Here is a 12744-nt window from a genome sequence, read left to right as displayed (position 1 = left end):
GCGCGGACCGTGCTCAGACCGCCTGGGCGTAGTCGGTGAGGATGATGCCCGTGGCGAGCGACTCCTCGTACTCCGTGCGTGCGGTCTCCAGCAGCCGGCGCCAGGACATCACCGTCGGCCGTCGGCGCAGCAGCGCCCTGCGTTCGCGCTCGGTCATGCCACCCCACACGCCGAACTCCACGCGGTTGTCGAGGGCGTCGGCCAGGCACTCGGTGCGCACCGGGCACCCGCTGCACACTGCCTTGGCGCGGTTCTGCGCCGCCCCCTGGACGAACAGTTCGTCCGGATCACTAGTGCGGCAGGCAGCCTGCGCACTCCAGTCGTCTACCCAGCCCATCCCGGCGCCGTCCTCTCCCGAATCGAGGCTCCCCCACGGCGGTAACGGCATATTCACCGTTGCCAGTTGAGGACGTTACGGAAGAACGACAGCGAGCAACAGCCCCGCCATGCCCAATCTCAAATGACCCGATCGGACTATGGGTATCTGACACCTCACTCGTTGGAGTGATCGCAGGTCGCAGGCCTTGTCAGGGCCGCCCGGACCACTCTCGTCACGCTCTGCCATGTCGGCGGGGGCAGTGGGGGCTACCAAACCGCCTGAATCAGTTCAATTCGGGCAAACCTCATCACCCACAAGAGTGATGATGATGAACGGAGTGCAGCTGTCGCAGTGTTGTGACAAGCGTAGGCGAACACCTGCCCCCATGTCCGGGATTCGGGCACGTAGTCTTCTCCCCATGGCATCTCAGCGATCAGCGGGGTCACCGCTTGACAAGGCCGGGCTCGGAGTGAAGCTCCTGGGCATCAGTGTGCTGGCCGGGATTCTGGTGGCCGGCATGGCCCTCCCGGCCGTCGGCGCACTCGGTCTGACCGCCAAGGACACCGCGGAGAGCCTCGGCAACCTCCCGGACGACTTCAAGCAGCCGCCGCTGTCGCAGGCTTCGTACATCTACGACAACAAGGGCAACCAGATCGCCAAGGTCTTCGACCGGGACCGCACGGTCCTCACCAAGGACCAGATGGCGCCGATCATGCGCCAGGCCCAGGTCGACATCGAGGACAACCGCTTCTTCGAGCACGGCGCCGTCGACGTCAAGGGTGTCCTGCGCGCCATAGGGAAGAACGCGGAGTCCGGCTCCGCCTCCCAGGGCGCCTCGACCCTGACCCAGCAGTACGTGAAGAACGTCAACGTGGAGAAGGCCGGCGACGACTCCGCCGCCTTCGCCGAGGCCACCAAGAAGAGCCTGGGCCGCAAGATCCAGGAGCTGAAGTACGCCATCAAGTTGGAACAGGACCTGTCCAAGGAGGACATCCTCACCAACTACCTGAACATCACCTTCTACAACCACCAGGCCTACGGCATCGAGGCCGCGGCCGGCCGCTACTTCAGCAAGAGCGCCAAGGACCTGACCCTCCCCGAGGCCGCGATGCTGGCCGGGCTGGTGCAGAACCCCTCGGCGTACGACCCGCTGGCGCACCCGAAGGCCGCCCAGGCCCGGCGCGACACGGTGATCAACAAGATGCTCGAGTACAAGCACATCACCCCGGAGCAGGCCAAGGAGGCGCTGGCCGCGCCGCTCGGCATCCACTACCGGGAGCCGCTGAACGGCTGCATCACCGCCTCGGCGGGGATGGGCTTCTTCTGCGACTACGTGCGCCACGTGGTCAAGCAGGACCCGGCCTTCGGCAAGACCGCCGCCGACCGGCAGAAGCTCTGGAGCCAGGGCGGCCTGAAGATCAAGACGACCATCGACCCGGACAAGCAGGCGGCGGCGTACAGCGCGGTCACCAAGCGGGTCTTCCCGACCGACGACGTGTCGGCCGCGATGACGATGGTCAAGCCCGGCACCGGCGAGATCCTGGCGATGGCGCAGACCCGCCCGTACGGCCTGGACGGCAAGCAGAACCAGACCGTCCTGAACCTCAACGTCGACCTCGCCATGGGCGGCGGCAGCGGCTTCGCCCCCGGCTCGACCTTCAAGCCGATCCTGGCTGCGGCGGCCCTGGAGGCGGGCATCCCGATCACCCAGGAGTACCCCTCTCCGCAGAAGATGGACTACCCCAAGATGTCCACCTGCGGCGGCACCTGGAACGAGAAGGGGGTGCCGATCGAGAACGAGAGCAAGAGCGAGGTCGGCCCCTTCCAGATGAAGGAGGCGATGGCCAAGTCGGTCAACACCTACTTCGTCCAGCTCGGCCAGGAGGTCGGCCTCTGCCCGATGAAGCAGATGATCAACAAGGTCGGCATCAAGAACCTGGCCAGCGGCGCCGCGATCAAGGAGGTCCCGTCCTCCGTCCTCGGCACCCTGGAGGTCAGCCCGCTGAAGATGGCCGCCGTCTACGCCACCTTCGCCGCACGCGGCCTGCACTGCGACCCGGTCGCGATCACCTCGGTCGTCAGCGCCGACAACAAGAACCTCGACGTGCCGAAGGCCAACTGCACCCAAGCGATGCTCGAGACCACCGCCGACGGCGTCAACACGCTGCTCAAGACCGTGACCGAGAAGGGCACCGCGGCCGGCATCAAGATCGACGACGGCCGCCAGTTCGCCGGTAAGACCGGTACCACCGACCACCGGTACGCCGCCTGGTTCGACGGCTACACCCCCGACCTCGCGACCGCCGTCTGGCTCGGCGGCCCGACCGGCAACGTCTCGATGCGCGACATCCACATCGGCGGCCACTACCGCGACCAGGTTTACGGCGCCGACGGCCCCGGCCCGATCTGGCAGGACGCCATGAACGACGTCCTCCCCGGCACCCCGAAGAGCACCTTCACCCTGGTCAACATCCCCGACCCGACCCCGACGCCGGACCCGAACGCCACCCCCACCGACACCCCGTCGACCCCGTCCAACGACGCGGCCACCAACGCGGGCGGCCTCATCGGCGGCGGCTTCACCCTCCCGCCGGGCACCATCGGAGGCGGCGGCGCCACCCCGCCGAGCGGCAGGCCGTCCAAGCCCGGCCACCACTAGGCACCAGCGCACGGAGAAGGGGTGCCCCCGGACTCTCGTCCGGGGGCACCCCTTCTGTCCTACTGTCCTACTTGAGCAGCGCGGCCTTCACGGCGGCGGCCACCCGGCCGCCCTCCGCCAGGCCCGCGACCTTCGGCTGCACCAGCTTCATCACCGCGCCCATCGCCTGCGGCCCGGACGCACCGCTCTCCGCCACCGCGGCGGCCACGATCGCGGCCAGCTCCTCGTCGCCGAGCTGCTTCGGCAGGTAGGCGTCCAGCAGCTCGCCCTCGGCCCGCTCCAGCGCGGCCGACTCGACCCGGCCCGCCGCGTCGAAGGCCGTGGCGGCCTCCCGGCGCTTCTTCGCCTCCCGGGCGATCACCTTCAGCACCTCGTCGTCCGAGAGCTCGCGCTTGGTCTTCCCCGCCACCTCCTCACTGGTGACGGCGGAGAGCGTGAGCCGGATGGTGGACGAGCGCAGCTCGTCCCGGGCCTTGATCGCAGCCGTGAGGTCCTCCTGCAGCTGCTGCTTGAGCGTCTTCATGCCCCAGATCCTCGCAGCTGGCGAATGCTCCCGCGCGCCAATTTCCCTCGTCGCCTTCCCGCGTCCCCTCCCGCGCCCCCGGAGCGCGCAGGTACCCGATTCGCAAAGACGGCGTGAGGGTGAACGGCTTTTTGCATGTCGATGCGGGCTGAGCGCCCGGCGGCCCTTGCCGAGGCGCAGGCCGCTCCCCTACTTTCGACCACCATGCCTGCCTCCCCGACGATCAGTGTGATTGTGGCCGCCTACGACCTCCAGGGGCACCTGGAGAACTGTCTGAAGTCGATCCTGACCCAGTCCTTCCGGGACGTGGAGGTCATCGTCGTCCTGGACCGGTCCGCCGAGTGCCCCGCCGAGCTGGTGGACGCCTACGCCCAGCGCGACGGGCGGGTCTCGGTCGTGCGACTGGACGACTCCGCCGGCATCGGCCGGATCCGCAACGCCGGGGCCGAACGCGCCACCGGCGACTACCTGCTCTTCCTGGACAGCGACCACGTCGTCATGAGCGGGACGCTCCAGGCCATGGCCGACCGGCTGCGAGCCGACGACCCGGACATCCTCCTCTTCGGACACACCCGCCTGCACCGCGGCCGCTCCTGGCCGGGTGCCGCGGCCGGGCTACTGGCCCAGCAGGGGTCACAGCCCTTCGCCGCAGCCGACCAGCCCGAGCTGTTCGGCGCGCCCGCCCACGCCTGGGACCGCCTGTTCCGCCGCGACCTGTGGACCCGGCAGGCCCTCACCTTCCCGGACGGTCTCCACGAGGAGATCGCGGTCGTGCACCGCGCCATGCTCGCCGCCGAGCGGATCACCGTGCTGAAGTGGGAGTGCGTCCAGCTCCACCGGCGGCACACCCAGCACCCCGCAGGATCACCCGGCGGCACCCACTTCGACGTCTTCGACCAGTACGAGGAGAGCTTCGGCCTGCTGAAGGAGCGCAGCGAGCTGGACGCGGCGGCCCCCTTCCTCTTCACCCGGATGATCCGTCACCACCTCTTCCTCCTCAACCTCTCCGGATGCCTCTCCCGCACCGAGCGCCCGCAGTTCTTCCAACGCGCCAGCGAGCACTACCGCCGCTTCCTCCCCGACCGCTACGAGCGCCCCGACGGCCGCGAAGGCGTCAAGTTCCAGCTGGTCGCGAGCGGGACGTACAACGCCTTCGGGGCCGCCAAGCTCCCCAACCTCGCCCGCAGCGTCGTCAGCCGCGTGCGGTAGGCGCGTCCGGTGGGCGCGTCCGGTGGGCCCGAGCGGTGGGCCCGAGCTCGTCCGCTGATCCGGGGTCAGGAGTACGAACCCCGTCGTACCGGTGAATGTCCGGCGTCTGCGACCATGGACCGATGCGACCGCTGTACTCCGTCCCCCTCGGAATCGCCGCCACCGGCGCCGCCTGCCTCGCCTACTCCGCCGGTTACGAGGTCCGCTCGTTCCGGCTCCGGCGGGTCGAGGTCCCGATCCTGCCCAAGGGAGCCCGCCCGCTCCGGGTGCTCCAGGTCTCCGACATCCACATGGTCGGCGGCCAGGGCAAGAAGCAGCGCTGGCTGCAGAGCCTGGCCGGGCTCCGGCCCGACCTCGTCGTGAACACCGGCGACAACCTCTCCGACCCGCTCGGCGTACCGGCGACCCTGGACGCGCTCGGGCCGCTGATGGACTTCCCCGGGGTTTACGTCTTCGGGTCGAACGACTACTACGGGCCCGCCAAGAAGAACCCTGCCCGGTACCTGAAGGCCCTGCAGAGCGGGGTGCACGGGCTGAACAACCCGGACGGCTCCGGACGACGCGGCATCACCGGCGCGGTCCACAACCCCTGGCAGAAGCTCCGCGACGGCTTCGACGCGGCCGGCTGGCTCGACCTCAACAACTCCCGCGGCCGCCTCACCCTGGCCGGCCTGGACGTCGAGTTCACCGGCCTGGACGACCCGCACATCCGCCGCGACCGCTACGCCGAGGTCACCGGCGGCCCCTCCCCCGACGCCGACCTCTCCCTCGCCGTCGTCCACGCCCCCTACCTCCGCGTACTCGACGCCTTCGCCGCCGACCGCTACCCCCTGATCCTCGCCGGGCACACCCACGGCGGCCAGCTCTGCATCCCCTTCTACGGCGCCCTCGTCACCAACTGCGACCTCGACGCCAAGCGGGTCAAGGGCCTCTCCGAACACCGCGCCGGCGGCCACCGCTCCTACCTCCACGTCTCGGCCGGCTGCGGCACCAACCGCTACACCCCAGTCCGCTTCGCCTGCCCCCCCGAGGCCACCCTCCTCACCCTCACCCCCCGCCCCTGACCTCCAGCTCAGAGCCACGCCGAATCGGATTTCGTCTCTCGGCGTGCGTCCGGTAGAGTTCTACTCGTTGCGCCGGACAAAGGAGCAACAAACGCAGGACCGGGGTGTGGCGCAGCTTGGTAGCGCGCTTCGTTCGGGACGAAGAGGCCGTGGGTTCAAATCCCGCCACCCCGACCCAGGTCAGAGGCCCTATCGGAGAAATCCGGTAGGGCCTCTGACGTATGTGCAAGCACGAAAGTACAGCAACTACTCCGGCTGCTGGCGACCTTCACCAATCGACGGGTCAGCCTCCCTGCGAAGCAAGCGGCCTGACAGACCCGGGTTCGACGTAATTCGTGGTTTCTAGAGGTCCTGCCGGGTTGAACACGCAGGTCATCGGGCTGCGGTGGGCCCTGAAGCCCAAGAGTGCCTAGAGACGCGATTTTTATGATTCGCCTGCGCTGGCCTGTGGCTTCGACCTATCGTCTGGAGTCGTGTACGTGAAGACGACGAAGCGAGAGAACAAGTCCGGGACGGTCCGGTACCTGCACCTCGCCCACAACGAGTGGGATCCGGCGAAGGGGCGGGCGGTGCCGAAGGTGCTGTTCACCTTCGGCCGCGAGGACGACCTGGACCGCGACGCGGTCAAGCGCCTGGTCGCGTCTCTATCGAGGCTGCTGGAACCGGGGGACGCCCTGGCCGCGACTGCCGCGTCGGACCTGGAGTTCATCTCCTCGGTGCCGTTCGGCGGCGCCTACGTGCTCGACCACCTGTGGCGCCGACTGAGGATCGACCAGATTGTGGCCCGGGTCGGGCAGCCCAAGCGGGGCCGGCGCCGGGACATGACCGCGACCGAGCGGGTGCTGTTCGCCCTGGTCGCCAACCGCGCGCTGGCCCCGTCCTCCAAGCTCGCGGCGGCGGAGTGGGTCACGAACGACGTGCACATCGACGGCCTGGCTGAGGCCGGCGAACAGGCCTGCTACCGGGCGATGGACTGGCTGCACGAGGTGAAGGACGACCTGGAGAAGCAGGTGTTCGACGAGGTCGCGAACCTGCTGAACCTGGAGGTGGACCTGCTGTTCTTCGACACCACCAGCACCTACTTCGAGCTCGAGGAGCCTGACGAACCGGTCGCCCGCGACAACACCGGCCGCAGGCTGGAGGGCGACGGCCAGGCAGACGACGACGCGAAGCCGGTCGGGTTCCGCACCTACGGCAAGTCGAAGGACTCCCGCGACGACCTGCCGCAGATCGTGATCGGCATGGCCGTCACCAGGGACGGCATCCCCGTGCGCTGCTGGTGCTGGCCGGGCAACGCCTCCGACCAGGCACTGATCCGGCAGGTCAAGGACGAGATGCGGGACTGGACCCTCTCCAAGATCGTGTGGGTGGCCGACCGCGGCTTCTCCTCGGCCGAGAACCGCCGCTACCTGCGCAAGGGCGACCACGCCTACATCATCGGCGAGAAGCTCCGTTCCGGGAGCCCCGAGGTGCAGGCCGCGCTGTCCCGGCAGGGCCGCTACCAGGACGTCGGCGAGAACATGCGCGTCAAGGAAGTGCGGATATCCGACACCGACCGGTTCGTGATCTGCCACAACCCCGAAGCGGCCGAGCGTGACCGGCACATGCGTGAACAACTCGTCGCCCAACTAGGCGACTTGATCGCCGGCACCGACAAGCTCAGCGACTTCAAGCGGGGTGAACTGCGCGGGAGGATCGCCGACAAGCCCGGCCTGAACCGCTACCTGCGTGCCACCCCGGCCGGCAAGCTCCGCATCGACCAGGCGAAGACCAAGGCCGAGGAGAACCTCGACGGGAAGTACCTCCTGCGCTGCTCGGACCCCCACCTGACCGCCGAGGACATCGCGCTCGGCTACAAGCAGCTGCTGGAAGTCGAGCGCGGCTGGCGCGACATGAAGCAGATCATCGACCTGCGGCCCGTCTACCACCGCCTCGAAGAACGCATCCGAGCCCACGTCATCCTGTGCTGGCTCGCACTCCTGTTGATCCGGATCACCGAGACCACCACCGGCGACACCTGGCCGCACATCCGACGCGAGCTCGACCGCCTCCACCTGGGCACCTTCGCCGGCCCTGCCGGAACCTTCCAGCAGGTCACCGCCCTGACGAAGCCCCAGCGAGACCTGCTCGCGAAGCTGCAGATCCCCGTCCCCAAGCAGGTCGTCGCGCTTCAGCCCGCAACCCGCTGACCAGCAGAAACGTGACCGCCTAGAGAAACGCCCTCCAGGCGGTTACAAGCATGTCCGCCCAGGTCAGACCCCGGATTCGCCACTCCAGGCTGCCGAATTATGTCGAACCCGGGACAGAGGATCGAGCTACCCGGACACCGGGCGGGAGACAGCCGCCTGGGAATCCGGCCAACCGTCCCGAGCTTCGCAAAGGCGCCTGGAACAGTTGACGGTCCGCGTACGGCTCGGGGACCGACCAGAGCACCCTTCCCCCGCTATCCGGAGGGCGCCGAACGCTCACCTGGCCCCACAGCAAGGCGGGTATCCCGATCCCGCCAGGTTCGAGCCGGACCGAGAGCAACCCGGGCATCACCGAAGGCTCTTCGCATGCCGGCACCGGACACTGGCTTCGTCTCCGGCGAACGGCTCTCCCGGATCCGGCCACGGTCGGGTCCGGAGACAGGTCCTCGATCATGACTGTGACCCTCAATGCCCGCTGCCCTGGATCCCGCCGTCCGGCACTCTCTTGTGCCCGTCGGCGTGCGGGCCGGACGCCTGGACAGAGCCTGGTGGCCCCGCTCGCGTGATCTTCTTCTCGAACTTCCCTCCCTGACAGCCGAACTCGGCGAGCGGTGGGTGGGGCCGGGTGACCCGAATCACCGTGAACCCCGCGCAGTGGCCGGTCATCCCTCGACGCATCCCGGTCACGGGGCGCACCGTCAATGCAGGCTGGTTCACCACCGAGTAGGACGAACACATGATCGCGGCGTACTCGTACGCCCCACGTCGGCTGAATCTGCTGGTCGCCCGCCGTCGACGGATGCCACGACGCCGCGTGGATGTCGGAGGCGGCCGACCCTGCCAGCACCCGGACCGCGAGTGAACTGCTCGCTGCCGGGACGTACGGCGGTGCCGCAGGGCCCTACTCCGACTTCCTGCCATCAGCGGCCGCGCCGGGTGCCGGCCTCGGCGAGGCCCGAAGGCGCGCGGACGTCGCCCGGAGCCGGGCTGCTTCCTGGCCGGCGCCGGCTTTGCCGTAGCCCGCGACCCCTTGTCCGGCCGAGGCCGGATGCGTCACTCGCGCGACCACTCGCTCTCAGCCTGGGGCTCGCCAATGGGGTCGGTCCCCTCCCAGAGACGGATCCTGATCGCCCGAGGGCCGGGAGCGGGGTGGGAGAGCGTGCGGACGAGTACCTCCCTCAGGTGGTTGGCCGCCTGCTGGGGCGAGCCGTCGTGCTCCACGGGGTTCGGCATGGGAGCGTCGTCGTGCCTGGACCAGCGGCCGCGGTCGTCCTGGGTCTCGAGTTCCCACGCGTAGCACGGCATCCTGGCCTCCTGTGACGACGGACCCCCTCGGACCGTAAGGGCCGGAGCGGGCGACGGCGACCGGTGGACGCCACTGCGCCGGTCAGTACTCGGAGCCGCTTCGCAGGTAGGTGCCTGTGACCTGGAGCCACGCCGAGACGCTGAAACACGCCTCGACCGCGTGCGGAGTGTCCTCGAAAACACGCAGGATCCGCAGTGCCCCGCTCGGGTGCAGGTGGTACTCGTACGTGAAGCCGTCGGTAGTGTCCTGGTACTGCATGTCCAACGGCCCCTTCGACGGCTCCGAGGGCGACCGGGCCTCGGTCGAGAGTTTCACGTAGACGGACATGTCCGTGCCTCGCATTCCCTGCCGGCCAGGGAAATCTGCGGGAGCTGACGGGCCGGGGCGTCATCACACGCATCCGTGTTGAAACCGCTGCTCACAGCAGGTCCGAGGTGCTCGGTCCGCGCGACATCGGAGCAGACAAGTCGGCACAGATGTCGCGTGAACGGTGCCACCACGCGCCATCGAGCGTCTTCTCGCGAAATCGCGTCGTCTCCGGACGGAGCAGGACCGTATGCAGCGAGTCCCATCCCGCTGTCCCCACGGTACTCCGCTCACACCCTCCGATCCGGCCGCCTCTGGACGCCACGGTGGAGCCGGGTGCCGGCCACCTCAGCGCCACTCGACCAGGAACAAGGTGGCGTCGTCACTCGTCCGCCCACCCCGCTGCTTCTTGAGGACATGGGAGAGCGCGCGCACGACCGCTCGTACACCGACCTCCGACCGCTCGACACGGTCGACCCAGTCGATGAGTTGCTCCTCCCCGAACTGCTCTCCGCCGGCACCGCGCTCCTCGACCAGGCCGTCGGTGAAGCACAGGACCCGGTCGCCGTGCCGCAGCACCCGCTCGCTGATCACCGGGTCCTCGCCACCGAACCCGACCGGCAGCGTCGTCTCGCTCGCCAACCGCTCGACCACGGCGTGGTCACGGATCAGCAACGGCTCGGGATGTCCCGCGTTGACCCACTGCAGGTGGCCGGTCGCGGTATTCAGACGCATCATCTGTGCTGTGACGAAGTGATCGGGCCCGAACTGTTCGGCGATGGCCCGGTCCATGAACGCATAAATCTCGGCCAGTCCGATGTCTGCGCGCCGGGCGTGCCGGTACGCGCCGATGGCAACGGTCGCCATGGTGGCGGCGTCAAGCCCGTGGCCCATCGCGTCGATCGTGGCAACGTGCAGGATGTCGTCGTTGAGCGCGTAGTCGATGCTGTCGCCGGCCACCTGGTAGGCGGGTTCGAGGATGCCGGCCACGGCGACCTGCGGGACAGTCATCGTCAGCGGGGGCAGCAGGGACCACTGGATCTCGGCAGCCACGCTCATCGGTTCGAGGCGCCGGGTCTGGAAGATCCGGTCGGTGTAGCTGCTCTTGATGATCAACAGAGCCGCGACCACACTGGCGAACCGGCGCAGGAACCGCCGGTCGTCGTCATCGACGGCGTCCACGGTGAGCGCCATCACTCCGACCTCGTCGCCGCCGCCCAGCAACGGCAGATACATCCGCACCCCGTCGGCTTGCGGCACCTCGACCAGCGCGCCGCGCAGGAAGGCCGCACCCGCATCGGAACCGCCGATCGGCTCGGGCTCCCCAGTGACCAGGCCCCGGCCCGGCAGCGGCACGAGCACCAGCTGGCCGTAGTCCTGCAGGAGGATCGACACGTCACGGCCGCCGAACCGGTCCAGCTCGCCGACGACCAACGGGGCGAGCAGCCGGGGCGAAAGCTCATGGGCCAGGTCGAGCAGCCTCCCCAGCGCATCGTCACGGAACCCCTCCGACCGGTCCGGCTCCCCAGCGCCGGGCTGCCGCTCACCGCTCATCTGCGCTCACCGCCGGTTCCATCCCGGTTGCACGGGCACCGGGAACAGCCTCGATCTGCCCCGACACCCGGGTGCGGTCATCAGGCCGGTCCTTCCATTACGCCCGACGCCGACGCACTTCGCTCGCTCGAACCCGCCGAGTCGCCCCCTTCCCGGACCATTGCGCCGCTCGGCTGCCGATTGGGGCGAGGAGGCGGATGGGATACCGGAGCCCGCATCCTGGCAAAGGCACGATGGGCGCTGAACCCGGACCTACCCGGCCCGACCGATGTCACCCGGCCGGGCCTTACGGTTGATCAACTACTCCGGCGCTTCCACATCCCTTTCGGTCGCAAACGTCGGCTGGCTCCCGTCATCACTGATCGTGTCATCGGGGTGCCTGCCGTCGAGCGTGGCACCGAGCTTCCGAAGCGCGTTACGCGTCTGCTCCGAGTGACCCGACGCTACCAGCGCCGCACTCCGGCCCTGCAGACTGAAGGCCCACCCCGGCATCGAGGTCGTATGCCGGGACGGGGCCGGGGGCTTCGCCCAGGCCGTCGCAGACACCGACCCCACAATCGTGCAGGTCTACGACCGCTGGCACCTGTGGCACGGCCTGGCCGAGGCGGTGTTGAAGGAGGTCGGCGCCCACAGTGCCTGCTGGGCCAAGGCCGTCCCGCCCCTGCGGGAGGGCACGCGTGCGCACACCACCCGCGAGCGGTGGCAGCAGGTCCACCAGCTGACGGGTCGAGGCCGACCGCGTCACCCTCTCCCCGCGCCGGGTAGCCCGCCTCCTACTCACCGACCCCTCCCACCCGTACGAGGACAAGCAGGTGCTGCGTGACCAGCTCGCCGCGCGGGACACGCCCTCCTACGCCGACGCATCCTGCTCAGCTGACGTCCGGCCAGAAACGATCACCCACTACGAAAATCTTGGTACGCCCAGGATTACGCCGTCGCAGGTCAGGACGGGTCTGAACCCCGGCGGACAGCGTTCGTGAGAATTGCCCCGGCGCGGATGGTGGCCGTCTGGTCAGGTGTCCGGGGTGGGTTCCTGTCGGCGGAGTTGCTCGTTGATGCGCAGGGCTTCTTCGAGTTGGTCTTCGAGGATGATGATGCGGCAGGCGGCGTCGACGGGTGTGCCCTGGTCGACGAGGTCGCGGGCGCGCATGGCGATCCGCAGCTGGTAGCGGGAGAAGCGGCGGTGGCCACCCTCGGAACGTAGTGGGGTGATGACGCCCTGCTCGCCGAGGGCGCGTAGGAAGCCGGCGGTGGTGCCGGTCATCTCGGCGGCGCGGCCCATGGTGTAGGCGGGGTAGTCGTCGTCGTCGAAGTTGCTGGTGGTGTCGGGGGTGTGGGGTCGGTTGGTTTCCGTGGTCACTGCACCTCTTTCTGGTACCTGGTTCGGGAACGCGTGGAGGGGCCCCGGCGCCATTGCGGCTCCGGGGCCCCGAAGGGGAACTTCACCATCTACCGGCCCTGGGCCGGTCCTTGTGTCCGCAGCTCCTCGGGGGAGGAGGGTTGCGGGGATCGCGTATGCGTGACCGGAAACCACCGTCCTTCGTACTGTGAGGGGTCTGCGGTGTCCGCCCGGACGAAGAACTGCTCATCTCACGGGCCGGGCGATCCTGATGGC

At 68.8% G+C, this 12744-nt stretch carries 10 protein-coding genes, 1 tRNA gene and 1 pseudogene; 7 read left to right on the top strand and 5 right to left on the bottom strand.

Translation table 11 applies throughout. The features are described 5' to 3' along the window. Nucleotides 1–13: 13 nt before the first annotated feature. A complete protein-coding gene (locus tag ACR68M_RS18125) occupies nucleotides 14–337 on the bottom strand; it encodes a WhiB family transcriptional regulator (RefSeq protein ID WP_174805546.1) in 324 nt (107 codons plus the stop codon). Between the two features lie 400 nt (nucleotides 338–737). Here ACR68M_RS18125 and ACR68M_RS18120 point away from each other — a divergent pair, with 400 nt between their 5' ends. Next, complete coding sequence (locus tag ACR68M_RS18120) at nucleotides 738–2978, top strand: transglycosylase domain-containing protein (protein ID WP_441245133.1); 2241 nt, start codon at nucleotides 738–740, stop codon at nucleotides 2976–2978. A 67-nt stretch (nucleotides 2979–3045) separates the two neighbouring features. Here the strand turns inward: ACR68M_RS18120 and ACR68M_RS18115 are convergent, their stop codons facing one another. Then, a complete protein-coding gene (locus ACR68M_RS18115) occupies nucleotides 3046–3501 on the bottom strand; it encodes a GatB/YqeY domain-containing protein (protein WP_441245132.1) in 456 nt (151 codons plus the stop codon). Between the two features lie 204 nt (nucleotides 3502–3705). Here ACR68M_RS18115 and ACR68M_RS18110 point away from each other — a divergent pair, with 204 nt between their 5' ends. The 6 genes and pseudogenes from ACR68M_RS18110 to ACR68M_RS18085 all read left to right on the top strand — a co-directional run bounded on the left by ACR68M_RS18110 (nucleotide 3706) and on the right by ACR68M_RS18085 (nucleotide 8690). Next, nucleotides 3706–4710 carry a glycosyltransferase family 2 protein gene (locus ACR68M_RS18110; RefSeq protein WP_441245131.1) on the top strand — a complete coding sequence of 335 codons (1005 nt, stop codon included), beginning with the start codon at nucleotides 3706–3708 and terminating at the stop codon, nucleotides 4708–4710. Between the two features lie 122 nt (nucleotides 4711–4832). Next, on the top strand, nucleotides 4833–5774 hold the full coding sequence (locus tag ACR68M_RS18105) for a metallophosphoesterase (protein WP_441245130.1): 942 nt from the start codon (nucleotides 4833–4835) through the stop codon (nucleotides 5772–5774). 100 nt (nucleotides 5775–5874) lie between these two features. Next, nucleotides 5875–5948, top strand: a tRNA-Pro gene (locus ACR68M_RS18100). Nucleotides 5949–6247: 299 nt separating this feature from the next. Continuing rightward, nucleotides 6248–7963, top strand: a complete 1716-nt coding sequence (locus tag ACR68M_RS18095; protein WP_441245129.1) for an IS1634 family transposase — start codon at nucleotides 6248–6250, stop codon at nucleotides 7961–7963. 468 nt (nucleotides 7964–8431) lie between these two features. Next, a pseudogene (locus ACR68M_RS18090) lies at nucleotides 8432–8524 on the top strand (hypothetical protein); the annotation flags it as partial. Nucleotides 8525–8588: 64 nt separating this feature from the next. Then, complete coding sequence (locus ACR68M_RS18085) at nucleotides 8589–8690, top strand: DUF5994 family protein (RefSeq protein ID WP_441245128.1); 102 nt, start codon at nucleotides 8589–8591, stop codon at nucleotides 8688–8690. Nucleotides 8691–9350: 660 nt separating this feature from the next. On the opposite strand, the gene ACR68M_RS18080 is transcribed toward ACR68M_RS18085, so the two are convergent. From ACR68M_RS18080 to ACR68M_RS18070, 3 genes are all read right to left on the bottom strand, one after another. After that, complete coding sequence (locus ACR68M_RS18080) at nucleotides 9351–9596, bottom strand: hypothetical protein (RefSeq protein ID WP_441245127.1); 246 nt, start codon at nucleotides 9594–9596, stop codon at nucleotides 9351–9353. A 327-nt stretch (nucleotides 9597–9923) separates the two neighbouring features. Then, a complete protein-coding gene (locus ACR68M_RS18075; RefSeq protein WP_441245126.1) occupies nucleotides 9924–11129 on the bottom strand; it encodes a PP2C family protein-serine/threonine phosphatase in 1206 nt (401 codons plus the stop codon). A gap of 1012 nt (nucleotides 11130–12141) precedes the next feature. Next, the gene (locus tag ACR68M_RS18070) at nucleotides 12142–12411 is read right to left on the bottom strand and encodes a helix-turn-helix domain-containing protein (protein ID WP_441251641.1); all 270 of its coding nucleotides are present in this window, start codon (nucleotides 12409–12411) and stop codon (nucleotides 12142–12144) included. Nucleotides 12412–12744: the final 333 nt, after the last annotated feature.

Origin of the sequence: Kitasatospora sp. McL0602 (genome assembly GCF_052076145.1) — a bacterium.
GTDB lineage: Bacteria > Actinomycetota > Actinomycetes > Streptomycetales > Streptomycetaceae > Kitasatospora.
This window is presented reverse-complemented; position numbering and strand designations above follow the sequence as displayed.